This window comes from Streptomyces sp. NPDC048415 (assembly GCF_040651675.1).
Classification (GTDB): domain Bacteria; phylum Actinomycetota; class Actinomycetes; order Streptomycetales; family Streptomycetaceae; genus Streptomyces.
Map to the genome: position 1 here is coordinate 32,879 of NZ_JBEZKJ010000007.1, position 21,525 is coordinate 54,403.

Genomic DNA, 21,525 nt, shown 5'->3' on the forward strand with positions numbered 1-21,525 from the left:
GTCGTCGTCAGCCGTTGGGCCGGTTGGCGGCGTGGGAGTCGGCGAAGTCCGAGATCACGGGAAGCAGTTGCCCGGGCGTCTCGATCTGGGGCATGTGACCGGTGCGGGGCAGGAGGGCGAACCGGGCGCCGGGGACGGCGGCGGCGTACGCGCGTCCGTACTCGGTGTCGACGACCTGGTCGCTCTCGCCCCACGCCACGAGGACCGGGTGGGTGACCTTGGCCAGGCGCTCGCGCAGGGTCGGGTCGGCCATGGCGTGCGGTTCCGAATAGACCTGCAGGGCGGCCCGGTTGGTGACCGCGACGGCGCGCTGTGCGTCGGAGAACGCGCTCGGGTCGACAGCGAATTTCGCGGGGTCGTGGAAGGCGAGAGCGGAGAGTTCGGCGGGCGTCAGGGTGAAGGGGTCGGCGACGGGGTGGCCGGGGACGTGGATGCCGGTGGCGTTGACGAGGACGACGCCGCTGATCCGGCCGCTGCCGAGCAGGGCCAGCTCGGCGGCGATCCAGCCGCCTATGGAGTTGCCGACGACGGTGACGTCCTCCAGTTCGAGCTCGTCCAGCAGCCGTACGTAGACCTGGGCGAGGGTGGGCACGTCGGTCAGCCAGTCGGGGCGGGTGGTGCCGCCGAAGCCGGGGTGCACGGGAGTGATGACCCGGGCGGCCCGCTGTTCGGCGAGGAGCCCGGCGAACCCCGCGACGGTCTGCGGACCGCCGCCCCCGTGCAGGAGGAGGAAGGGGTGACCCTGGCCCCGCTCGTCGACGGTGAAGTCCAGGTCGACGTCGCCGGAGTCGAGGGTGAGGGTGATCGTGCGGGAGGTGCTGGTCACAGGAGTCTCCACATCGGTTACTGGCATGGGGTGTTGGCGGCGCGGTCCGTCATGCGTAGTCGGTCGCGGGAACGGTGGCGTAGTGGCTCATCGCCCGGACGGTCGCCTGCGGGGTCAGCTCCTGGCCGTCGGCGATCATGTCCCGCAGATCGCGGAAGTACTGCACGTACAGATCGGGCGTGAAGGTGTTGAGCATCACCGCCGGCTCGTCGCCGAGATTGGCGAAGGTGTGCGGCGCGCCGGGCGGGATCATCGCGAGGGTGCCGGCCGGCGCGACATGGGTCGTCTCCCCGACGGTGAAGTGCACGGTGCCGGAGACGACGTAGAAGCCCTCGTCGTGCTGGGCGTGCCGGTGCTGCGGCGGCCCTTCGGTGTGCGGGGCGAGGGTGATCTCGCCGATTCCGAGACGGTGCCCGGTGGTGCTGCCGTCCTCGAGGATGCGGATCTGTGCCGGTCCCAGGCGGATCGTCTCGCCGTCGTCCGGGCCGACCACGGAAACCTCCGTCATCGCCATCTCCTTCGTGGGCTTTTTCGTGAGAGTCGACTCTCACGAAGGAGATTAAAGGGAGTGGTCTCGTTATGCAAGTGGACTCTCACGATGAGAGTTGGCGGTGATAAGATGACGGCGGATGGGCGGGCAGGAAAGGGGACCTACCGATGCCGACGACGCAGACGGACACCGGCCGCAGCAATCAGAAGAAGCGCACGCGCACGGCGATCGTCGAGGCCGCCCGCGAACTCATCGGCACGGGTGCCGAGGTGACCATGCCCGCGATCGCGCGCGCGGCCCTGGTCTCCGAGGCCACCGCCTACCGCTACTTCCCGGACCTTCCCTCCCTGATCAGAGAGGGTCTGGCCGGCGCCTGGCCGGCCCCCGCCGAGGCGCTCGCGCCGGTCGCGGACTCGACCGACCCCGCCGAACGGGTCGCCTTCGCCTGCGAGTTCCTGCTGCGCGGGGTGCTCCTCCGTCAGGGAGCGGTGCGCGCCATGATCGCGGCCACCATCACCCGCCCCGAGACGGCGACCGCCAGACCCGGTGTCCGATTCGGCTTGATCGACCACGCGCTCCTCCCCCTGGCGGACACGCTGGGGACGACGGATCCGGAAGCCTTCGCCCAGCTCAAGCGGGACCTCGCCGTAGCCGTCAGCGCCGAAGCCCTCTTCACCCTCACCGACCTGTGCGGCCTCAGTCCCGACGACGCCGTCGCCAGCGCCGTACGCACGGCGACCACGCTGACCGAAGCCGCACTGCGCACGACTGCGCGGAGATGAGCCCGGCACACGGAGGCTCTGGCGGGGGCGAGGGTGCTCAGGTCAGCCAGGGGAGTCGGTCCGAGCCGTAGCGGTAGACGCGGAAGACGGCGTTCTGGGCGCCGCGAGAGGACTCCATGCCGGCTCCGGTGCGGAAGGTGCCGAACTGGGGGACGACGTACTCCCAGACCACGTCTCCGCCCGGGGTGACCTCGAAGAGGCGGCCGAAGGAGCCCTCGGCGACGAAGGTGTTGCCGTTGGACAGGCGCTGGGCGCTGGACATGTAGGGGCTGTAGAAGTTCTGGGGCGGGTTGTCCTCGTACGACCAGACGATCTGCCGGGTCCTGCGGTCGACCTCGATCACGCGGGAGTAGGGGACGGAGGTGTCGTCGCGGTAGGAGCCGTTGTCGAAGACGAGGATCGTGCCGGACTCCAGCTCGTGGGGGTAGTGCTGCTGGGAGAGGACGTCCGGCCCCAGGCTCCAGGTCACTTCGGAGGTCACGCGGTCGACGACGACGGCGGTGGAAGCACTGCGGAAGCCGTCCATCACACTCCCGTCGCGCAGTTCGTTGACGGTGTTGCCCATCGGCCAGTGCTCGCGGGCGAAGTGGCGGTTGAGGGGCGTCGATTCGATGTCGAGGTGCTCGAAGGAAGCCCAGCGCCAAAGGACTTCACCGTCCCACGTCATCTCGTGGACCACGTCTCCCCAGATGCGGCCGTCGGGGGCCTCGGAGCCGGGTATGCCGCCCTGGATGCGGGCGGCGAGGTGCGGCGGGACGGGTTCGACGGCCAGGAGGAGCAGGTTCCCGTTGCGCAGCACGCTCGCGTCGTGGTGGTGGTAGGGATGGCGGGCCTCGCGCAGCACGGTGCCGTCGGGGGCGACCTCCTGGAGGATGCCTCCGTGGTAGACCTCCCAGATGGGGAACAGGGGGTCGGTGGTGCTGGGTGTCCTTGCCCTGGTAGAAGAGGTTGCCGTTCGGCAGGAGCTGGGCGTGGCGGCCAGGCGGGTGCGGCAGCCGCCACTCGTGGACGGTCTCCCCCTGGATGTCGACGAGGTGGACCTCGCCGGTCCCGGCGATGGGCGTGTAGAGGGTGTAACCACCGTACGAGCGCTCCGGATCGTGGGCGCGCAGCCCGCTGCCCCCCGGTGCCTTCTTGCGCGCCTCCTCCCCCTCGGGCGTGGTGGCACACGAATCCGATCCCCAGGTCATCAAGGTCACCGAGGAGGCGGGCCAGCTCGCCCGTGTCCTCGTCCCGGGCAGCCAGAGCGACATCATGGAGGCGTACGAACACCACTTCACCCCCGGACAGGGCGAGCGCGGCTGGTTCGAACACACCGGAGAGGACTTCGTCTACGTCCTCGAAGGCGAGGTCACCCTTGAACTCCGCGACCACGAACCCATCCACCTGCGCGCGGGCCAGAGCGCCCATCACCGCGGCGACATTCCCCACCGCTGCCGCCTCGTCGGCGACGTCCCCGCCCGCACTCTCCTCGTCGTCGCCCTCGGCCGCTGACCGGAGGCGAACTCGAACTGGCGCCGCAGGGACGCGCCGACGCACCCGAAGACGATTCCGCGGTCCTCGCCGTCGTCCTACAGAACCCCCTCAGGCAGGGGGCATTCAGGGCCCGGTCCGCCCGGCGGCGCGGCTCGGGGGTCAGCCGAGGCACACCACGAGCAGGCAGATCTGCGGCGGCGAAGTCGATGCCGGCGTCGCCGCGGGGCTCGGTTGCGACGTTCTCGAGGCCGTTCCGTCGGCGGCAGCGGACGTCTCCTTCGCCGCCGCAGTGGTGGGGTCGGGGACCGTTCCAACGGAGGACGGGTTGGCGGTACGCGGCTGGGGGGCCGACGTCGCCGCCGGCTGAGGAGAGGCAGCGGCGTACGGCCGAGCGCTCGTCGGCGTGGTGCGGGGCGCGGCAGCGGCGGTCTGCCGGCGCGGCGAGCTGGTCGCGGACGACTGCGCAGGGGGAGTGTGCGAGGACACGAGAGTTTCAGGCCGTGTCGACGACGGGCGGGGCTGCTCAGCCGCCTGTTCCTCGGCGGTGCCCATGCCCGCGACCTCCGGCGCCGTGGCCGCCTGGACTCGGTCGGTGGACTGCCGGTCCATCGCGGCGACGGTCAGGCCGCCTCCGACGAGTGCGACGGCAGTCGCGACCACCGCCCGGCGCTGGTTCTTCTTCCAGCGGGCCAGCTGGCGCCGCCGCGCCGCTCGCCCTTGGGGCGCGGGCGGCGGGCCCTCGAGGTCGCCGTACGGGTCGGTCCGGGGAGCCTCGTCCAGGCCGGCCTTGACCGCTGCCCCGTCACGAAGACCTCCGTCGTGCCACGTGTCCGAGCCGGTGAACTCCCACGCCACCGCCGCATTCACCGCCGTGCCCGTCGTCATGGCGGCCCGGGCCGGAACGATGCGACCGTCGGCGGTGGTCGGAGCGATGTCCGGAGCGTAGGCACCGCACCCGGCGCACGCCAGGGCGCCATTGAGATGCCGGCGACACGAGGAGCAATAGTCCATCTGCGGTCTTCCTGAGTTGACATGCCGTCGCCCCGCCGGGCCGGATCACGTTCGCACGCGGAATCGAGCAGCCAGCAACGCTAACGAGGCTTCCCAAAGACTGTGTGCAGCCTGTGTGGTACTCCTGTGCGGATTCGCTGGGGGCCTCGCGTGTGTGCCGTACGTGTCCGCGACTGCTCAACGGCACTCCGCAGCTGCCGTTCACCGCCCTGACGAGCGTCGGCTTCGCCCTCGCGCCATGAACGTACCGCCCAGGCAGGACCGTTCGCGCCGGTAGGTGCTGTTTGGGTAAAGGGTTCGGCATCGACAGTTCAATGGTCTTGTCCTGTGCATGTCTCACTGGATGAGATGCACGGAGACCACTTCGTGCGACTCAGAACCACTCAGGGGGATTTCATGCACATAGCCCGTACGGGGCGGGGTGTCGCGGCTTCCACGGCCGCCACCGCCGCTCTCGCCGTCGCCGCGCTGGCGACCGCTCCGCTGGCCGGCGTCACCACCGCCGCGCCCGCCGCCGTACCGCACACCAAGGCGGTCCCGGCCATCGTCGGGCACACCCTGGTCCACAGCGTGGCCAGCCCGCTCTCCAGCGAGCAGTGCCAGGCCAAGTGGCACATCGCCTGTTACAACCCGCTCCAGTACCGCACCGCGTACGACCTCAACGCGCTGTACCGGAAGGGCATCACGGGCAAGGGGCGCACCATCGTCATCGTCGACTCGTTCGGCTCCCCGACCGTCCAGCACGACCTCGACGTCTACAGCAAGCAGTTCGGCCTGCGCAGCACCAAGGTCAACGTGGTCAAGTGGGGCAACGTCCCCGTCTTCGACCCCAAGAACGCCGACATGACCGGCTGGGCCGGCGAGACCACCCTGGACGTCGAGATGGCCCACGCCGTCGCGCCCGACGCCAAGATCGTCCTGGTGGAGACGGCGGTCGCCGAGACCGAAGGCGTCACGGGTCTCCCGGAGATGATGGATGCCGAGAAGTCCCTGATCGACCACGGGATCGGCGACGTCATCACCCAGAGCTTCGGCGCCACCGAGAACACCTTCCCCGGTTTCGACAAGGGCGACTTCTCCAGCATCAACAAGCTGCGGTACGCCTTCCAGGACGCGAACCGGAAGCACGTGACCGTCCTTGCCTCCTCCGGCGACGGCGGCGCCACCGACAGCACCGCGGACGGCAAGGGCTACTACAAGAAGCGCGTCAACTCCTGGCCCTCCTCGGACCCGCTGGTCACCTCCATCGGCGGCACGCAGCTCCACCTGAACGACAAGGGCCTGCGCGTCAAGCCCGACAGTGTCTACAACGACTACGGCGCGGGCGGCGGCGGCCAGTCCCACGTCTTCTCCCGCCCGGCCTTCCAGAACGGCGTGAAGAACGTCGTCGGCGGCCGCCGCGGCACCCCGGACGTCTCGCTGGCCGCGGCGGTCAACGGCGGCGCCTGGATCTACTCCAGCTTCGACCCGACCGCCACCGGCTGGGACGTAACCGGCGGCACCAGTGAGGCCAGCCCGCTCTTCTCGGGCATCATCGCCCTCGCCGACCAGGCGGCCGGCCACCGGGTGGGCAACATCAACGAGGCGCTGTACGACCTCTCCAAGCGCTCCACCCACCACGACACGAAAACCGGCATCGTCGACGTCAACGACGGCACCGACAACAGCTACGAAGGCGTCACCGGGTACAAGGCCGTCGACGGCTACGACATGGCCACCGGCGTGGGCACCGTGGACGCCCTCCGCTTCGTACCCGCCCTCGCCCGAGCGAGCCGCCGCGGCTGACGCCACGCTGCTGCAACGGGGTTTCTCCCCCTGAAAGTTGCCCCTGAGACGGCCCGGGTCCCGCACCCGGGCCGTCCGCCTGTCCGCCTGTGCCGGGGGCCATCGCCGTTGCGCCCCCCTCTTTCCGCGGTCTCGGCTTCGGCGTTGGGGCGAGCAGTACCGCCCAAGGTGTGCCCAGGCCTGTCCTCCTGTGGTCGGGTAGCCGGAGATCAGCAGGGTCTCCGGCTACCCGACCACACCTCCCCACCTGCACACGGTCTCTTTGCTGGCCCGAAAAATCGAACACATGCTTGAATTCAGTCATGCGACCGTTCCCCGACGACCTTGCCCATGCCCAGCAGGAGTGGAGTGCCGTCTACCGGCAGCTTGCCGAGCGGCCCGGCCGCACCGAGTTGCGCCGACGTCTGTACCGGCTGTCGGCTCAGCTGTTCTTTCATCCCTACTGGCGGCGAGGGCGCCCGAGCCCTGCGGCGTGGCGGGAACTGCGTGATCTGGGACGCGCGGACGGGGACGTGAGTGAGCGGCTTCATCGATGACGCGCTGGAATGCGGGGCCGCATGTCCCGGATGATCCTGAAGGCATGTCCGGACCGATTCGCGTGATCGTGCATCCGCCGTCGTCCACGGGTGGCCGGCGCGTACGCGTGGACGGCGAGATTCTCGGCCTGGCCCACAGCGTGGTCGACGTCGCGGAGTTCCTGCGCCGTGCCGGGCTGGAGATCGACCCGGCGGAGGTGGCAGGGGTGCCGTGGATCGACTGGCGCGGAGTGGGGCCGGAGCGCTGGGGCCCGGAGACGTGATGCCCTGGGCGTATCGCTCCGAGGCCATCACCTTCTCATCCGTAGCTCTACAGAGATCGGTCGGAGACGGTCATACAGGTCGCGCATCGGCCCCAAGGGGACGCTACGGATTGGGGCCGGTTGCTGTATCCGGCTGCTGCACAGCAGGATCCTGGCGGGGGTGACGGCATGGAGCGGGAACTACTCGTACACGAGGTGGGCGCCGGTGATCGCGCGCCAGCGAGCCTGGGCGGACTCGACGAGCTTGAACACCATCGCGACGGCCGCGGCTGGGCTGCCGGCGCCGCGGGTGACCTTGGTGCGGAGCTTGACCGTGGAGAACGTCGACTCGGCGCGATCTCCGGTGCCTCGTAGTGGACGAGGCAGCCGCGGAACGGGAAGTCGTACCCGCTGGTGGCGTGGTAGTGGTCTGCGCCCAGGCACAGGCCGTCGTCCATCCTTTTCAGGGACTAGGACGGGACGGTGACCTCGGCGCCCATCGCCTTGGCGAGCTTGACGGCCAGGTGGCCCAGGCCGCCTGGTCCCACCACAGCGACCTTCTTGCCGGGGGCCGTGCCCCAGTGCCGCAGCGGTGAGTAGGTGGTAATGCCCGCGCCCAGTAGCGGGGTGGTCGTGTCGAGGGGGAGGCCGTCGGGGATGCTCAGCACGAAGTCGAAGCAAGCCGGGCTCGACGGTCGATAGGGGGGTTGCCGTATCTTCACGCGGGAAGTGTGAAGGCGCCCGGTGACATCAAGTCTCCGGGCGCCTTAGGGGAGCAACTAGCCACCTACGAAAGGGACTTGTAATCGCTCCAGCCGCTCGCGATCTGCGCCCGCGGACCGAACGAGCCCTTTCCGTCCCCGCTGTTGCGCCACACGTTGCCGCTGGTGTCGCGGGAGACCAGGTCCGGCCTGCCGTCGTCCGTGATGTCGCCGACTCCGACGACCGCGTTGTACGAGCCGCCCCAGTTGGACAGCACCTCGACGCGGGCCGCGAAGGTGCCGTCGCCCTTGCCGTTGTAGCGGTAGAGGTTGTTGGACGCGTCCTGGGCCAGGAGGTCTGCCTTGCCGTCGCCGGTGATGTCGCCGGTGCCGACGATCTTCTTGTAGCCCTTCCAGTTGTCGTAGAGCTTGACGCGGGAGGGGAGCTTGCCGTCGCTCGTGCCCTTGTAGAGGTAGACCGCTCCGGTGGACGAGTTCCTCGCGATCAGGTCCGGGCGGCCGTCGCCGCTCACGTCGCCGGGCGACGTCAGGGCGTCGTACTGCGTCCAGCCGCTGGTCGCGAGGGTCGTGTACGACGTCGACGGCTTGACCGCCGCCCCGCAGCCCGGCTTGTACAGCCGCAGTGCGCCGCTGCTGTAGCGCACGAGGACGTCGTTGCAGCGGTCGCCGCTCAGGTCGCCGAAGGGGATCGCCGTGACGTTCGTCGGCCAGCCGGTGCCCGTGTACTTGTCGCCGAACTTACCCGTCCCCGTGCCGCTGTGGAAGGTCAGTCCGCCCGAGGAGTTGAGGGTGAGCAGGTCGCCGCGGCCGTCGGCGCCCTCGGGGCTGACGAAGTCGTGGCGCACGGCGGCGCCGCGTTGCAGGAAGCCCTTGCCGCTGGTCACCGTGTTCGCCGCGGCGGTGCCGAGACCGGTCGCCTTCAGGGTCCAGGTGAAGTGGCCGTTGGGGAAGTAACTCCCGCTCGTCGTCTTGCCGTTCCAGGTCGCCGTCACCCTGCCCGGGGTCGCGCCGCCGGTGAGCGTGCGGGTGGCCTTGCCGTTCGCGCCGCTCTGCACCGAGATGAAGGTGAGCGACCAGGAGGTGACCGGGCGGGACAGCACCCAGGTGCCCTCGAAGGACACCCCCGGGGCCACATAGTCGCCGGCCGACGTCTCGAAGGCCGTGACGGCGGACGGGGCGATGCCCGTCGTGGTGACGTGCGTGCGCTCGTATTCATCGAACCAGGCGACCAGGCCGGTGTACTCGTCGACCGTCCAACGGTAACGGCGGTCCGCAGTCAGGCCCTTGTCGGCCAGGTCGGAGGCGATCACCCGGGTGGTGCCGGTGGTCGCGTCGGTGATCACCAGCGTGCCCGCGCCATGGTCGTGGCGGACGGTGAAGCCGTCGCCGAGGAGCACGTCACCGGGGGTGACCGCCGTCGACGTACCGGCCTTGGTGTCGTACACGCCCGCCGAGTCCGTTCCGCATGCCCAGTACACCCAGCGGCCCGCCGCCTGGAGTTCGCTCGGCACGCAGGCCAGGCCCGGGACGGTCACCGTGGTGAGCGTCTTGGCCAGCGGGATGCTGTACGAGGTGAGCTGACCGGCGGTGGTGGCGCTCCAGAGGGTGGAGCCGTTCAGGGCGGCGGCGCGGACGGACCGCTTCAGCCTCTCGCCCTGGCCGAACTCGCCGACGTACTGCACCGGGGTGGTACCACCGGAGTTGAAGACGGTGTAGTCGTCGGAGACGTCGACGATCGCGCCGCCCCGGCTGCCGAAGTCCAGATAGTGGCCGCCGATTTCCACCAGCCGGTCGTCGCCGAGGCCCTCGCCCTCGTCGGTGCCGCCGCCCGCGTCGAGATAGACGTCCCGGGCGTCAAGGTTCCCCCACAGCGCCGAGCAGGTGACGCCCGCGTACGGGCAGAGGGCGGCGTAGATCGAGCCGCTCGCCGTGGCCTCGGACGCCGTCAGCCCGGTCGAGCCGTTGGTGGTGAGCGTCCGCACGGACGTGGTGTCCGCGACGGCGTTCGGGTCGTCCTCGGCGACGCGCAGGCTGCCGCGGCTGAGCGCGATGCCCGTCTTGGTGTTCTCCACCGCCGGGGACTGCAGCACCTTCTCCAACCGCAGTGCGCCGTCCTTGGCCTGGCTCACCCGCTGCACCCACCAGTCGGTGGCGTCGGTGCCGCCGGAGACCAGCGCGCTTTTGTCACCGGCGGCCAGCGTGTACTCGCCGGCGCTCGCCAGCAGCGTCTGCTGCAACGAGGGGTCGTTGACGTTGACCGCGAGCAGCTTGGAGCCGAGTGCGCCGGAGGACAGCGGCAGCAGCAGCCAGTCGCCGACCAGGACCGGATCGCCGTCGAGCGTGCCCGGGTTGGCGGGCAGTGTGACGACCTGCTCGGCGGCGGTGAGGTCGGTGCGGGACTTCAGGTGCAGCTCGGCGGTGCCGGACTGGTACCAGCCGATGCGGTCCTCGCTCATCACGTAGTGCGAGGCGTAGGTGGCGTCGGTGAACACATAGGTGTTCACGGCCGAGTCAACGTCGATGTAGCCGATCCTGCCGGTGTCGACCGACCAGAGCACACCCGAGGAGTCCGCGGCGAGGACGTCCGTGCTCTCCACGGCCGTCGGGTCACCGGTCACCTTGCGGGGGCGCCACTCGCCGTCGACCTTGTCGATCAAGGAGAATGTGGTGACGACCGTGTCTCCGGCCAGGGCCCGGTAGTAGCCGTGGGTGGTGGAGCCGGCCCAGCTCAGACTCTGGGTCGTGGTCGTGGCCGGGTCCCAGAGAGTGACGGACGAGGACGTCACCGACGACGACGGCAGGGCGACCAGGTCGCTGTCCGACCCGTACCAGGCCGTACGGCACTCGGAGTCGAGGTAGTAGCAGGTCGAGGACGGGGTGTAGACGCTGCCGTCGGCCTTCTCGAGGGTGACGGTCCTGCCCGTCGTGTAGTCGGTCCACAGCATTCCGGCCTTGCCCGTCTGCCGGTGCAGGAAGCCGCTGTCGCCGGCCACGTACGGGCGGTCGGCGCGTGGTGTGGTGGTGCTGGGGTCGACCAGCGTGATCGCGGTGGTCCCGGCTTCGGCCGCTTCCGCGGATCCGCTGCCCTCCGACAGGACGGTGACGGACGCCGCCACGACGGCGATGACGAGCGAGGAGACGGCGGCGGCCAGCCCGCCCCGTCTCGGGGCGTGTCTGCCCACGTGAGGTTCCCTCCCCCTGCGAGCGCCCGTGCCCTCGCACAATTGGCCGGATGTTATCAGGGGAGTACTGGCGGCAAGGGGGGTCCTCGCGCAGGTGAAAGGGGTGGGCTTATCTACCATCACTCCGACGATGAGCGGCAGGAAGAGGTCGCCGCGAGCCTCGATGCGGCTGTCCCGAAGGCTCGGGCTGCCGCTGCTCAGAAGGCCGCCGACAAGCGTTCTGGCACGCGGCGAGTGATCACAGTGGACAGCAAAACGACCCGGGTCTCTGACCTGGGCCTTCTCCATGGAGCGGGTGACGAGAATCGAACTCGCGCTCTCAGCTTGGGAAGCTGCGAGCAATTGGGGCCGGTCCGGTCGCTGACCTGGGCAAAACGGCTGGGCTGTAATGTCGTCAACGGCGCCTGGGTTCCCCGTGATTCCCCGCTGTTCCTCGTCCGAACTGGTGCGGTTGTGGTGCGACTTTTCGGGGTAGATGACACCGCGGTGCTGGGCTGAGCGGGGCCCCTGGTTGAGCCTGTTCGCACTAATCGACACCGGAAGGTCGTTCTTTGTTGCCACCTGCGCCTGTTTTCGCGTGGCGGGCGGACCTCAACTCTTGACGGCCTCTGCAATCTGCAGGGCGGCCTGGGCGGGCGTGAGGTGCGTGGTGTCGACGACCTCGGCCTCGCCGTGTAGCCACGTGCGGGCCGCCTCGGCGTAGGGCTCTAGGTATTTGAGACGGAATGGGGAGGGGCCAAGAAGAGTGTCCCCCTCGATGCGCCCGCGGAGGGTGTCTTGGTCAGCGTGGAGGACGAAGTGCCGTACCGGAATGGAATGTTGGGCGAGGCCCGTGCTGATCTCGCGCCAGTACTGCTCGACCAGGACAGTCATGGGCATCACCAGAGTGCCGCCGGTGTAGTCGAGTACGCGGCGGGCGGTCTCGACTACGAGTGACCGCCACGGCGGCCAGTGCTGGAAGTTGTCCGTCCCGGGCAGCCCCGGCGTGATGTCCATGAGTGTCTCGCCGACCTTCTCGGCGTCGAACACCCGTGAATCCGGGATCAGCGGCTGCACGAGTGCACTGGTCGTCGTCTTGCCTGCGCCGTGGGTGCCGTTGAGCCATACGATCACGGGACCCAACGCTAGCGCTGTGCGGGCCGCGGGAACGGGCACAGGAGAAATCCGGTACGGCTTCGGCGTTTCTCGGGGTGGTGTCAACCACCAAGATCAGGTTTCACCTGTCTCGAAAAGTCGCATGTGGTGCGGGGCTGGATCACCGGCAGGTCCGTTGTCAGTGCCTGCGGCTATGGTCTCAGGCGCGCGGTCGGCTTCCTGCTGCCTGGCCATGCGATGGTGCCCGACCAGGTTAGGCCTGGCAGGCGAGAAGGGTGGGATATCGGGCTCGGTCCGGTGCATCGCCCCTGGCGGCCAGAGTGGCAAACGGCGCAGGGCATGGCGAACCAGCGGAGCAGGGCAAGGCGGCGGTGGAGGTGGACCGGACCGTCAATGCGGTCGGTTACGTCGGCCTGGGCGGAGACAAGTACAACATCGGCTGGGCCTTCGCAGGCCAGCGGGTCACCCTGCGGTTGGACGGCACGGTGTTGCAGGTCCTGGACGAACACGGGATGCTGCTGGCCACCCTGGCCAGTCCGCTGCCCGAGAGTCGCTGTGGTCGTCTGCGCGGCGCCCGCCCGGCAGGACCGCCCCCGATCCTGCCGCCGCCCGCACCCCAGATCGCCGAGCGGACCGTCAGCAGCACCGGCGGGTTCGTCGTCGCCGGCCAGCGAATCCAGCTCGGCCGGGCCTACGCCCGCCTGGTCGTCACCGCGCACCTGGACACCGACGTGATCCGGGTCTTCCACGGCGGAGAACTGGTCACCACCGTTCCCTGCACCACCGACAAGGAGGTGGTGATGCGCACGTCCGGTCAATACACCCGACGAAAGATCGTCTGATGGCCGAGTCAGGCAGGCCCGGACGACTCCGTGGACGGCCAGTTGGCCAGCCGGGTGCGGGCTTCCTGCGCAATGACCGACCACGGGTCATCAACCAAACGCGCCACCGTCGACCGCGGCGAGCGTGGATGGCCTGCGACGAGCCTCCGCACCGCGTCATGCGGATCGTCGACCAGCCGTTCCAGCAGCTCAGGCGGACACTTGCGCTTGCCGGCCACCCGGTCTCGGACCCGCCAATCGGAATCCTTGATCAGCTCAGCCAGAATCTCCGACGGCGCCGTTCGGTTATTCGCAGCCCAGAAACGCATGTCGGGATGGTTGCGCACCAGGTCCCACCAGACTGGCAGCGGCATGGTTGCCCACGCCGAGCGGTTGTACTCCGCCGGGTCCTTGCTCTCCCGCAGCCGGATGAACTCCTCCACGGAGGTGATCTCAGGGAAACGGTCCGCCATGGCAGCCAGTAAGCCACGATGTCTAGGTCAGACGTCAAGCATCACCCGACGCCGAACCGTCAAGCCTCACCCGAGACCCGACACGTCGGCTGGGATGCGCCACAGCGGGGCTTCGTGCTGCTCCGGACGGCTGTTGAGCAGTAGCGCCCTGAGGTCCTGGCGTTGCCTCCCGCTGAGGCCGAGGGCTTCGGTGATCCTGCGGAACGTCGTATGCGTAATGCCTCGGTCGCGGGCCTTGGCCTCGAACTGGTCGAGTTGGCGGAGTGTGGTTTCCGGGTCGAGCTTCTGTTCCGGCTGGCTGCCGAGCCAGTTGGCCTTGTTGCGCTCGTAGTCGATCTCCGAGTAACCGCAGACTTCGCGGCTGTACTGCTCCGCCTCGGCAAGGGTCTCCGTTGCGAGGATGGCGCGCGCGAGCTCGTTGCGGTTGAGGGCGTCGTCCAGGTCCGCTTCGTGGACGGTGGGGCCTTCGTCGGTGAGGGGGACCGGTAGGCCGGCGTCCCTGACCTCGCAGAGGCCTCGGACTCCGCGGGCTGTGGCCGCCAGCATCGCTGTCGCCTCGGATGGGTGCCACTCCAGAACTGAGCTGACTGGTTCGACGTGCTCAGCCGTGAGCGTCAGGGCTGCCGGGCCCATGCGGTCGGCCAGAAGCTCGGCCGGGAGCTCTCCGTCCAGGCCGGGACCGGCGATCAAGAGCCGCACGGGTGCATTGACTTGGCAGCATGCGGCCAGCGTGAGGGCGTCGCCGAGCGGGCTGCGCAGGGTGGGTTCGTCGCCCTTGGCGAGGATGTCGCCGCCCACGTCCAGGAGGTCGATGGACTCGGGGGCCAGGTGCTCGATGAGTTCTTCGAGTTGGCGGGTGATGCCCTCGGCGCCGTGCAGGGGATCGATCAGGGCGAAGGTGTGGGGGAGTTCGGCTGCCAGCCGGGGGAGTGTCGAGCCTGCCGGGGCGACCGGCGCCGCGTCGGCCGGGACGGTCCAGACGCTTCGCGTGAGGGGGCGGAGGCCCCTGAAGTTCGCTGGCCCTCGGGGGCCTGGCACTGGATCGATCAGGAGACGGTCCCACGCGTACGTGAGGATCACCGCCGGACTGTCGCCCTCTCCGTAGAGGGCTGCGTCGAGCATTGCGGCGGCGACTGCGTCGCCCCCTCCTCCTGCTGCCACGATCAAGCGGGTCACCCTCGTCAGCGTACGGGTTCCCTGCTGGCCACTCACCCTATAGTGGCTACTGGTAATAGCCACTTAGGGAGGGGCTCCGATGCCGCAGATCGAAGAGATCCAGCCCAAGTATCTCCAGATCGCACACCACATCCGCGATCAGATCTTGCGAGGCGACTTGAGGCCCGGCGACGAGGTTCCGTCGGAACGTCAACTGGCCGCCGATTGGAGCGTTTCACGCCCAACCGCGGCGAGGTCGCTGGAAGCCCTGAGTCATCAAGGCCTGGTTGAAAAGCGTCAGGGGTCGGGCACTTACGTGCGGGGCCTCGCGGTGAATCGGCGTGCTCGGGAGCTCTACGGTCGCGCCAAGCAGACCGGCAAGATCTACACGCCGGGCGAGTACGCGGTGATTACCTCCGCTGGTTGGCTGGAGGCGCCCGACTACGTGGCCGAGGCGCTGAGTCTGACGGCTGGAGCCCGAGCCGTTCATCGTCGCCGAGTGACCAAGAACGAGGCGGGGCCCATCACCATCTCCACCTCGTGGTTCGGTGCCGACGTCGGCGAGCGGGCCCCCAAGCTCCGTGATCCTGACCGGATTCAGGAGGGGACGCTCATGTACGTCGAGAGCATCACGGGTCGCCAAGGAAGCTATGCAGAAGACCGGATGTGCGCTCGGCTGGCGACCGAGGATGAGGCGGCTGACCTCGAACTTGAGCCCGGAGCCGCCGTCTTGATTGTCCACCACGTGGTCTATGACATGCAGGATCGCCCTCTGCAGTTCGCCGAGGCCACCTATCCGCCGGGACGTTGGGCGTTCGAGCAGGGCTACCCGATCAGCTAGAAAGTTGCGCTTCTCTCCGAGAACCGCTTGTGGCTTCCAGTGGCTAATGCCACCATCCAGTAAGTGGCTAAGGCCACTTGGGAAGGGGCATGGGCGTGAGCCAGGAGTGCGGGAGTTACGGCACGTCTCGCGGGAAGCGGCCTGCCGTGGATGCCGGGGGCGAGGGTGGAAGTACGTCAGCTCCCGCTCTGCCATGGCGCTCTCCGCCGCTGATGCTCGCGCCCGGGTTACGTCCAAGCGGCGCTGACTCGACTGTGACGGCACCGGTAGGGAGTAGTGGCGCTCATGGCGGATGCGCGTGGAGAGTCAGAAGCCGCGGTTGCCGGATCACCGCCGATTGGGGGCATGACCCTCTATCCCGTCCCCGAGTCCGTAGCTCGGGCGAGGCGATGGTTTCGGAAGTTCACCGCCCCGTACAACCTGGCCTGCTCGATCGATGACTGTGTACTGATGCTCTCCGAGCTGGTGACGAACGCGATTCTCTACGGGGAGTCCGAAGAAGCCTGGCGGATCCGGGTTGAGTGGTCTCGCCTGGGAGAGTCCCTGCGGATCGACGTCCACAACCCCCGGGTTCCCTGCGGATGTCCGGCTGCGCAGCCCGAGGGCTAGTGATGCGCACGGCAGGGGGCTGTGCCTGGTGAACGCGCTGGCGGACTCCTGGGCCGCCGGCCCCAGCCGCTTCGGTGGAACCGTTGTGTGGTTCCAGATCGACGAAGCCTGGAAGCCGTGACGTCGATACCAGCCTGTGGCGCCTGGTCGATGGGACCGAACTCGCTGTCTCGTCTCCTCTGCGAGAGGGCCAGCGCGCACACCTGGAAGCTCGCAAGAAGGTGCGCTTCGACCACGTAACCGAACGCGTCTCGGCCCGGCTGCACAGTCAGGAAGAGGCTGACCTCTTGGCCGTGCCTCAAGGGGAGCCGGTGCTAAGTGTGTTGGTCGTCGCGTGTGACGTTGCCGGGCAAGCCTTGCAGGTCACTGATGTTCTCCTGCCTGCTGATAGGCAGGAACTCGAAGGCACCTATCGGTTCGGCTGGGTTGGATCAGTGAGCAAGATCGTTGACGTCTCGGGTCCCCAATTGGTGGGCCGCTGACGCCACTTGACAAGCCAACCCGGCATCCCGAACTCGAATTTGCTAAGTCAACCTGTCAGGTCGTCTGGTGGGTGTCTACGAAGGAGAAGTTCTGTGCGCACAATCCGAGTTGAGACCTCGTCCGCGACGATCCTGCTGACCGAGGCTCCTGAGCCGAAGGTCAAGGACCGGCAGACGGGCGAGATCGCCAAGGACGCGGTCAGCGGGGAGGCGCTGATGAAGGTCGGCGTCGTCTACATCGACGAGGGGGAGTCGTCGCTCATTGCGGTGACCGTCCCGGAGAGTGGTGTCACGGACGGCTTGGCCGTCGGTGCCCCGGTCTCTCTTCCGGGCCTCGCCGCTCGTCCCTGGGAGAGCGTCTTCAGCGGACAGGCACGACACGGTATCGCCTACCGGGCGGCGGCCGTGGTCCCGGGCGCCTTCCCGGCCGGACGGGCGGAGGACCGCTACGACCTGATCAAAGCGCGGCAGGGCATCGCGCCCAGCACGCCGGATGAGGAGATCACCTCTGATCTATCAGCACTGCGGCGAGGAACGGCAACGGGACGTAGCGGCCGGGCTCGACGACGTGGTGCGCGCCGAGCGTGCGAAGCACCACAACGACGACCGGGCGCACCACTGGGAGGGCCCCACCGGCAGCTGGCCAGTCCTAATAGTGCGGTGGTGCGCCCCCCCGCCTACAGGTCTAGACGACAAAGAACCCCCGGGTCATCGACCTGGGGGTTTTATATGGAGCGGGTGACGAGAATCGAACTCGCGCTCTCAGCTTGGGAAGCTGATGTTCTACCATTAAACTACACCCGCGTAAGACGCCGATTTAGCCGGTGTCGAATGCTCGATCACTCTACCTCATGCCTGGCCCCCGGCGCTGAAACCGTGGGGCCCGGTGGCGTTTCGGGGGGTGGATGCGGCTGCGGGGGGCCGGAGTTGGGGCGTACGGTGGAGGCGTGGAAGAGGGTCTGGGCGGGACCGGAGTGCCGCCTGGAGGGCCGTTCCTTTGATCCCGTAATGTGGCTTTCGTCGTCAGTCACGCCAGTGGCTGACGAAGGCTCTTGGGGAAGGGACTCTGTGGACTTGATGGAGCGCACCGTCGTCCGTTGTGCCGAGGGGCACGTGTTCAGCACCGCTTCGTTCCCGATGCAGCAGGCCGAGCGTCTCGGCCCCGGACGGCTCGTCCGGTGTCCTCGCTGTGCCCGGCTCCGCAGTGTGGTGCCGGTGACCTTGGAGAAGCGGTAAGGGAGTAGCGGGCGCGCGGGGTCGTCACGATTGTGGTGGCTCCGCGCGCCTTGCGTATCCTCAGGGGCGTGCTTCTCTCAGACAAGGACATCCGGGCCGAGATCGACGCCGGTCGGGTGCGGATCGATCCCTACGACGAATCCATGGTGCAGCCGTCGAGCGTCGACGTGCGGCTCGACCGCTACTTCCGGGTGTTCGAGAATCACCGATACCCGCACATCGATCCCTCGGTCGAGCAGGCGGATCTCACGCGGCTCGTGGAACCCGAGGGCGACGAGCCGTTCATCCTGCACCCCGGGGAGTTCGTCCTCGCCTCGACGTACGAGGTCATTTCGCTTCCCGATGATCTCGCCTCCCGCCTCGAGGGCAAGAGCTCGCTCGGGCGGCTCGGGCTCGTCACCCACTCCACCGCCGGGTTCATCGACCCCGGGTTCTCCGGGCACGTCACCCTCGAGCTGTCCAACCTCGCGACCCTCCCCATCAAGCTGTGGCCGGGCATGAAGATCGGGCAGCTGTGCTTGTTCCGGCTCAGCTCGCCGGCCGAGTTCCCGTACGGCAGCGACCGTTACGGGTCCCGCTACCAGGGTCAGCGCGGGCCGACCGCCTCCCGGTCCTTCCTCAACTTCCATCGGACCCAGGTGTGAGCGTGTCCGAGGTGCGCGAGAACCTCACCTACGAGCGCTTCGGGTCCGCCGTACGCGAGCTCGCCCAGGCCATCGCCGACGACGGGTACGAGCCCGACATAGTGCTCTCCATCGCCCGCGGGGGTGTGTTCGTCGCGGGCGCTCTCGCCTACGCCCTCGACTGCAAGAACATCCATCTGGTGAATGTCGAGTTCTATACCGGCGTGGGCACGACGCTCGACATGCCCGTCATGCTCGCCCCCGTCCCCAACGCCATCGACTTCTCCGACAAGAAGATCCTGATCACCGACGACGTCGCCGACACCGGCAAGACGCTCAAGCTGGTGCACGACTTCTGCGTCGACACCGTCGCCGAGGTGCGCAGCGCCGTCATCTATGAGAAGTCCCACTCCCTCGTGAAGTGCGAGTACGTGTGGAAGCGGACGGACGAGTGGATCAACTTCCCATGGAGCGTCGAAGAGCCGGTGATCAAGAGGGCCGGGCAGGTTCTCGACGCGTAGGGGTGGAGGGTGGAGGGCCGGCGGTCAGGGGTACTTGATCCCGTACTGGAAGCCGTCCTCCTGCGGGTTGGAGATCTTCGGCCCCGTCGCGCCCCCTGGGAGCACTTTCACGCAGACCTGGTACGTCGTGCCGTGCGCCAGGGGGGTGAGGACCGGAAACTCCCTCCATTGCCGGTCGGTGCGCGGGGTCGGCCAGCTTTGAATCGAGTCCTCCCTCCGGCCGTTGGGGTACTGCGAGACCGGGTAGACGAGCTGATCGCCGGTGCTGTCCTTCAGCCAGAGGTACACGTCCACCAGCTCGGAGTCCGAGATGCTGCGCCACTCGGCGATCATGTACAGCCGGTCGCCGACGATGCGGCCGCAGGCGTGGAACTGCACATTGGGGTAGGAGTCGGGCGTCTTCCACGGGCCGCAGCCCGATGTGGGCCTGGGCGGCTGGCCGGACGCCGAGGCAGTGGCGGGTGCCGCGGTCTTCTCCTGGGACGTGGACGCCGACGCCGTAACCCTCGGTGAACCGCTCGGCGAAGGGCTCCGGGACGCCCTCGGGCTGCCCGGCGTCTTGGCGGGCAGGGTGTGGGGCGTCCCCACGTCACCCGCCGGCGTCGCGTCCGACGCCGTATGCCGCTCCCACAGGTCGACGCCGACGAACGCGCCGAGTGCCAGGATCATGGCCCCGGCGAGCGACCAGGCGACGCCGGCCCTCACCGAGCCTCGGGCGGGCGGTGGGGAGGCCGGTGTCGGGTAGTAGTGGTGCTGATGTTCGTGGATGTTCTGGTCGCGGCCGGTCTGGTATGTGCGTGCCTGGTTCGCGGGGGCCGCGGTGAAGGACGCGGGCGGCGCGGGCGCGGGCTGCGGGCCGGCCTGGGGGTCCGGCGGTGGGAGAGGCGGCTGATCGGTCATCGTTCGTTGATGTTCATGTCCCTGGCGGACTGGTAGACGCGCGCGTGACCGGTCGGTGCGGCGTGGAAGACCGTGGAGCTGGTCTGGGGCTGTTGGGCGGGGAGGGCCGGGTTGAGGTCCTCGGCCAGTACGCGGCGCAGTTCCTCGGCCAGGTCGGGGCGGACGGCCAGCAGCCGGCGGAAGCGCAGTCGCCACTCGTCCGCCGAGTCCTGCTCGGTGTCGTCAGGGGTCGCGAGGAGCAGGGTCCGGGTTTCCGTCAGCTCCGCCTCCACGGTGTCGGCCCGATCGGGGTACGCGCGCCGCCACAGGGCGCCCACCGAGGTCTGGGCGCGCTCCCACAGGTCCGTGGTGAGCGCTGTCACCACCGCTGTTCCGGCGGCCGACGCGAGGGACACGAGCTCGGCGTCCACAGCCACTCCTTCGCTTCCTTGAGCTGGCAGGGGCGCCATCTTATGGCACCAACAGGTGTGTCCCGTACGAGAGTTGGGGCGACCCGCGTCCGAGGGGCCGGCCGGGGGCGGACGAAGGGCCCCGGCCGAGTGGTCGTCGGCCGGGGCCCTTCGCGCACGTACCAGCGGGTACGGGAACCAAGCAGTGCGCAGCTGCTAGAACGTGCCCAACTTGATGATCGACACGATCGCGATCAGCTGGATGGCCGAGGCGCCGAGCGCCTTCGGCCAGGGGAGGTCGTGGGACTTGCTGACCATGAGGGTCAGCAGGGCGCCCGCCGCGAGCCAGGTCACCCAGCCCAGGAGCTGGACGAAGGACGCGTTGCCGCCGAAGAACATGGCGACGAGCAGGCGCGGGGTGTCCGTGATGGACATGATCAGCATGGAGAGGCCGACCGTGGGCTGCCAGGCGCCGTCGCCGCCGAGCTGGCGGGCCAGGGTGTGGGTGACCACGCCCAGGATGAACGTGCTGATCACGATCGCGACGGCCGTGGTGAGGACGATGGGGACCGCGTTGGAGAGGGTGGCGTTGATCGCGTCCTCGCGGGCTCCGTCGAAGCCGAAGACGGCGACGAGGCCGTAGAGGAACGTCACGATCAGGGCGGGAGCCCACATCGTGTAGTCGCGCATCTGGAGGAAGGTCTGGGTGGGGCTGGTGATGATGCCCCTGAGCAGGTCCTTCCAGTGCAGGCGCGGGCCCACCGGCGGGGCCGCGGCCTGGCCGGCACGGTAGGTCTCGCCCTGGCTGTAGGGGTCCTCGCCGATCGAGAACGCCTGGGTGTGGCCGGGGCTGTTCGCCGCGTAAGGGTCCGGGCCCTGCCGCGGGTGCCCGTCGCCGAAGTACTCCGGCTCGCCCTGACCGCCGCCGCCCTGGGGCCAGCCGCCCTGCTGTCCGCCGTACGGCTGCTGCCCGCTCCCGTACTGCTGCTGCGGCGCGGGCGGATAGCCGTACGGCGGCTGCTGGCCTCCCTGAGGGGCCTGCTGCCCGTACGACGGTTGGTGTTGTTGCGGTCGCGCTTGCGGGGCGCGGTTGTCCCGCCCGCGTCCGATCCTGAATCCAGCCACATCATCGAACGTACCTGGTCCCGGAGAGTGACGTGCCGGGCCCAGGGGCGTTGGCCGGGCTTTGGGGCCTATCTGTGACATCACCTAGGGGAACGCTGAGTGCCCCCCTACGGGGAGCTCGCACCACACGTACTTGCCCGCCGTCCCATTGCCCTGGAACCAGCCCCAGTCGTCGGCATCCGCTCCGACCGCGTTGAGGTCGC

The 21,525-nt window shown here is 68.7% G+C and carries 20 protein-coding genes, 1 tRNA gene and 5 pseudogenes; 12 read left to right on the forward strand and 14 right to left on the reverse strand.

Features of this window, described 5'->3' with window-relative positions; all coding sequences use genetic code 11:
• Positions 1-7: 7 nt before the first annotated feature.
• Together AB0D27_RS07740 and AB0D27_RS07745 are read right to left on the reverse strand one after the other, a co-directional pair.
• Positions 8-826 (reverse strand): alpha/beta hydrolase, encoded by an 819-nt coding sequence (locus tag AB0D27_RS07740; RefSeq protein ID WP_362503544.1) that lies wholly within the window; start codon positions 824-826, stop codon positions 8-10.
• A 49-nt stretch (positions 827-875) separates the two neighbouring features.
• Positions 876-1,334 (reverse strand): cupin domain-containing protein, encoded by a 459-nt coding sequence (locus AB0D27_RS07745; protein WP_362503547.1) that lies wholly within the window; start codon positions 1,332-1,334, stop codon positions 876-878.
• 149 nt (positions 1,335-1,483) lie between these two features.
• On the opposite strand from AB0D27_RS07745, the gene AB0D27_RS07750 reads away from it, so the two are divergent.
• A complete protein-coding gene (locus AB0D27_RS07750) occupies positions 1,484-2,098 on the forward strand; it encodes a TetR/AcrR family transcriptional regulator (protein ID WP_362503550.1) in 615 nt (204 codons plus the stop codon).
• 37 nt (positions 2,099-2,135) lie between these two features.
• Here the strand turns inward: AB0D27_RS07750 and AB0D27_RS07755 are convergent, their stop codons facing one another.
• A complete protein-coding gene (locus tag AB0D27_RS07755; protein ID WP_362503553.1) occupies positions 2,136-2,942 on the reverse strand; it encodes an aryl-sulfate sulfotransferase in 807 nt (268 codons plus the stop codon).
• Between the two features lie 317 nt (positions 2,943-3,259).
• On the opposite strand from AB0D27_RS07755, the gene AB0D27_RS07760 reads away from it, so the two are divergent.
• Positions 3,260-3,592 carry a cupin domain-containing protein gene (locus AB0D27_RS07760; protein ID WP_362503556.1) on the forward strand — a complete coding sequence of 111 codons (333 nt, stop codon included), beginning with the start codon at positions 3,260-3,262 and terminating at the stop codon, positions 3,590-3,592.
• A gap of 141 nt (positions 3,593-3,733) precedes the next feature.
• Here AB0D27_RS07760 and AB0D27_RS07765 read toward each other — a convergent pair whose 3' ends face one another.
• The gene (locus AB0D27_RS07765; protein WP_362503559.1) at positions 3,734-4,585 is read right to left on the reverse strand and encodes a hypothetical protein; all 852 of its coding nucleotides are present in this window, start codon (positions 4,583-4,585) and stop codon (positions 3,734-3,736) included.
• A gap of 396 nt (positions 4,586-4,981) precedes the next feature.
• On the opposite strand from AB0D27_RS07765, the gene AB0D27_RS07770 reads away from it, so the two are divergent.
• The 3 genes from AB0D27_RS07770 to AB0D27_RS07780 all read left to right on the forward strand — a co-directional run bounded on the left by AB0D27_RS07770 (position 4,982) and on the right by AB0D27_RS07780 (position 7,169).
• Complete coding sequence (locus AB0D27_RS07770) at positions 4,982-6,370, forward strand: S53 family peptidase (protein WP_362503562.1); 1,389 nt, start codon at positions 4,982-4,984, stop codon at positions 6,368-6,370.
• Positions 6,371-6,672: 302 nt separating this feature from the next.
• Entirely contained in the window at positions 6,673-6,906 is a 234-nt protein-coding gene (locus AB0D27_RS07775; protein WP_362503565.1) for a hypothetical protein, read from the forward strand.
• Between the two features lie 44 nt (positions 6,907-6,950).
• The gene (locus AB0D27_RS07780) at positions 6,951-7,169 is read left to right on the forward strand and encodes a hypothetical protein (protein ID WP_362503569.1); all 219 of its coding nucleotides are present in this window, start codon (positions 6,951-6,953) and stop codon (positions 7,167-7,169) included.
• A gap of 189 nt (positions 7,170-7,358) precedes the next feature.
• On the opposite strand, the pseudogene AB0D27_RS07785 reads toward AB0D27_RS07780, so the two are convergent.
• The 4 genes and pseudogenes from AB0D27_RS07785 to AB0D27_RS07800 form a co-directional block, all read right to left on the reverse strand.
• Positions 7,359-7,523 (reverse strand): annotated as a pseudogene (locus tag AB0D27_RS07785) (IS256 family transposase); the annotation flags it as partial.
• A 35-nt stretch (positions 7,524-7,558) separates the two neighbouring features.
• A pseudogene (locus AB0D27_RS07790) lies at positions 7,559-7,819 on the reverse strand (alcohol dehydrogenase); the annotation flags it as partial.
• Between the two features lie 116 nt (positions 7,820-7,935).
• Positions 7,936-11,052 (reverse strand): VCBS repeat-containing protein, encoded by a 3,117-nt coding sequence (locus AB0D27_RS07795; protein WP_362503572.1) that lies wholly within the window; start codon positions 11,050-11,052, stop codon positions 7,936-7,938.
• 591 nt (positions 11,053-11,643) lie between these two features.
• Entirely contained in the window at positions 11,644-12,165 is a 522-nt protein-coding gene (locus AB0D27_RS07800) for an ATP-binding protein (RefSeq protein ID WP_362503575.1), read from the reverse strand.
• A gap of 353 nt (positions 12,166-12,518) precedes the next feature.
• On the opposite strand from AB0D27_RS07800, the pseudogene AB0D27_RS07805 reads away from it, so the two are divergent.
• A pseudogene (locus tag AB0D27_RS07805) lies at positions 12,519-12,989 on the forward strand (IS481 family transposase); the annotation flags it as partial.
• Between the two features lie 8 nt (positions 12,990-12,997).
• Here the strand turns inward: AB0D27_RS07805 and AB0D27_RS07810 are convergent.
• Together AB0D27_RS07810 and AB0D27_RS07815 are read right to left on the reverse strand one after the other, a co-directional pair.
• Positions 12,998-13,441, reverse strand: coding sequence for a hypothetical protein (locus tag AB0D27_RS07810; RefSeq protein ID WP_362503578.1), 444 nt, complete (start codon positions 13,439-13,441; stop codon positions 12,998-13,000).
• A 66-nt stretch (positions 13,442-13,507) separates the two neighbouring features.
• On the reverse strand, positions 13,508-14,617 hold the full coding sequence (locus AB0D27_RS07815) for a DUF1152 domain-containing protein (RefSeq protein ID WP_362503581.1): 1,110 nt from the start codon (positions 14,615-14,617) through the stop codon (positions 13,508-13,510).
• Between the two features lie 79 nt (positions 14,618-14,696).
• On the opposite strand from AB0D27_RS07815, the gene AB0D27_RS07820 reads away from it, so the two are divergent.
• The 4 genes and pseudogenes from AB0D27_RS07820 to AB0D27_RS07835 all read left to right on the forward strand — a co-directional run.
• Complete coding sequence (locus AB0D27_RS07820) at positions 14,697-15,437, forward strand: GntR family transcriptional regulator (RefSeq protein WP_362503584.1); 741 nt, start codon at positions 14,697-14,699, stop codon at positions 15,435-15,437.
• A gap of 345 nt (positions 15,438-15,782) precedes the next feature.
• Positions 15,783-16,167: pseudogene (locus tag AB0D27_RS07825) on the forward strand (ATP-binding protein).
• Positions 16,168-16,267: 100 nt separating this feature from the next.
• On the forward strand, positions 16,268-16,528 hold the full coding sequence (locus tag AB0D27_RS07830) for a UTRA domain-containing protein (protein WP_362503587.1): 261 nt from the start codon (positions 16,268-16,270) through the stop codon (positions 16,526-16,528).
• A gap of 93 nt (positions 16,529-16,621) precedes the next feature.
• Positions 16,622-16,957 (forward strand): annotated as a pseudogene (locus tag AB0D27_RS07835) (hypothetical protein); the annotation flags it as partial.
• Between the two features lie 301 nt (positions 16,958-17,258).
• Here AB0D27_RS07835 and AB0D27_RS07840 read toward each other — a convergent pair.
• Positions 17,259-17,332: transfer RNA gene (locus tag AB0D27_RS07840), tRNA-Gly, on the reverse strand.
• A gap of 500 nt (positions 17,333-17,832) precedes the next feature.
• On the opposite strand from AB0D27_RS07840, the gene dcd reads away from it, so the two are divergent.
• Entirely contained in the window at positions 17,833-18,408 is a 576-nt protein-coding gene (dcd, locus tag AB0D27_RS07845; protein WP_266457691.1) for a dCTP deaminase, read from the forward strand.
• A gap of 2 nt (positions 18,409-18,410) precedes the next feature.
• Complete coding sequence (locus AB0D27_RS07850) at positions 18,411-18,908, forward strand: phosphoribosyltransferase (protein WP_362503590.1); 498 nt, start codon at positions 18,411-18,413, stop codon at positions 18,906-18,908.
• A 24-nt stretch (positions 18,909-18,932) separates the two neighbouring features.
• Here AB0D27_RS07850 and AB0D27_RS07855 read toward each other — a convergent pair whose 3' ends face one another.
• The 3 genes from AB0D27_RS07855 to AB0D27_RS07865 all read right to left on the reverse strand — a co-directional run bounded on the left by AB0D27_RS07855 (position 18,933) and on the right by AB0D27_RS07865 (position 21,403).
• Positions 18,933-19,808: a hypothetical protein gene (locus tag AB0D27_RS07855; RefSeq protein ID WP_362503593.1), complete on the reverse strand. Its 876-nt coding sequence runs from the start codon at positions 19,806-19,808 to the stop codon at positions 18,933-18,935.
• Positions 19,805-20,218 carry a hypothetical protein gene (locus AB0D27_RS07860; RefSeq protein ID WP_362503595.1) on the reverse strand — a complete coding sequence of 138 codons (414 nt, stop codon included), beginning with the start codon at positions 20,216-20,218 and terminating at the stop codon, positions 19,805-19,807. Before AB0D27_RS07860 ends, AB0D27_RS07855 begins: the two co-directional genes overlap by 4 nt.
• A gap of 195 nt (positions 20,219-20,413) precedes the next feature.
• Positions 20,414-21,403, reverse strand: coding sequence for a Yip1 family protein (locus AB0D27_RS07865; protein ID WP_362503598.1), 990 nt, complete (start codon positions 21,401-21,403; stop codon positions 20,414-20,416).
• Positions 21,404-21,525 lie beyond the last annotated feature (122 nt).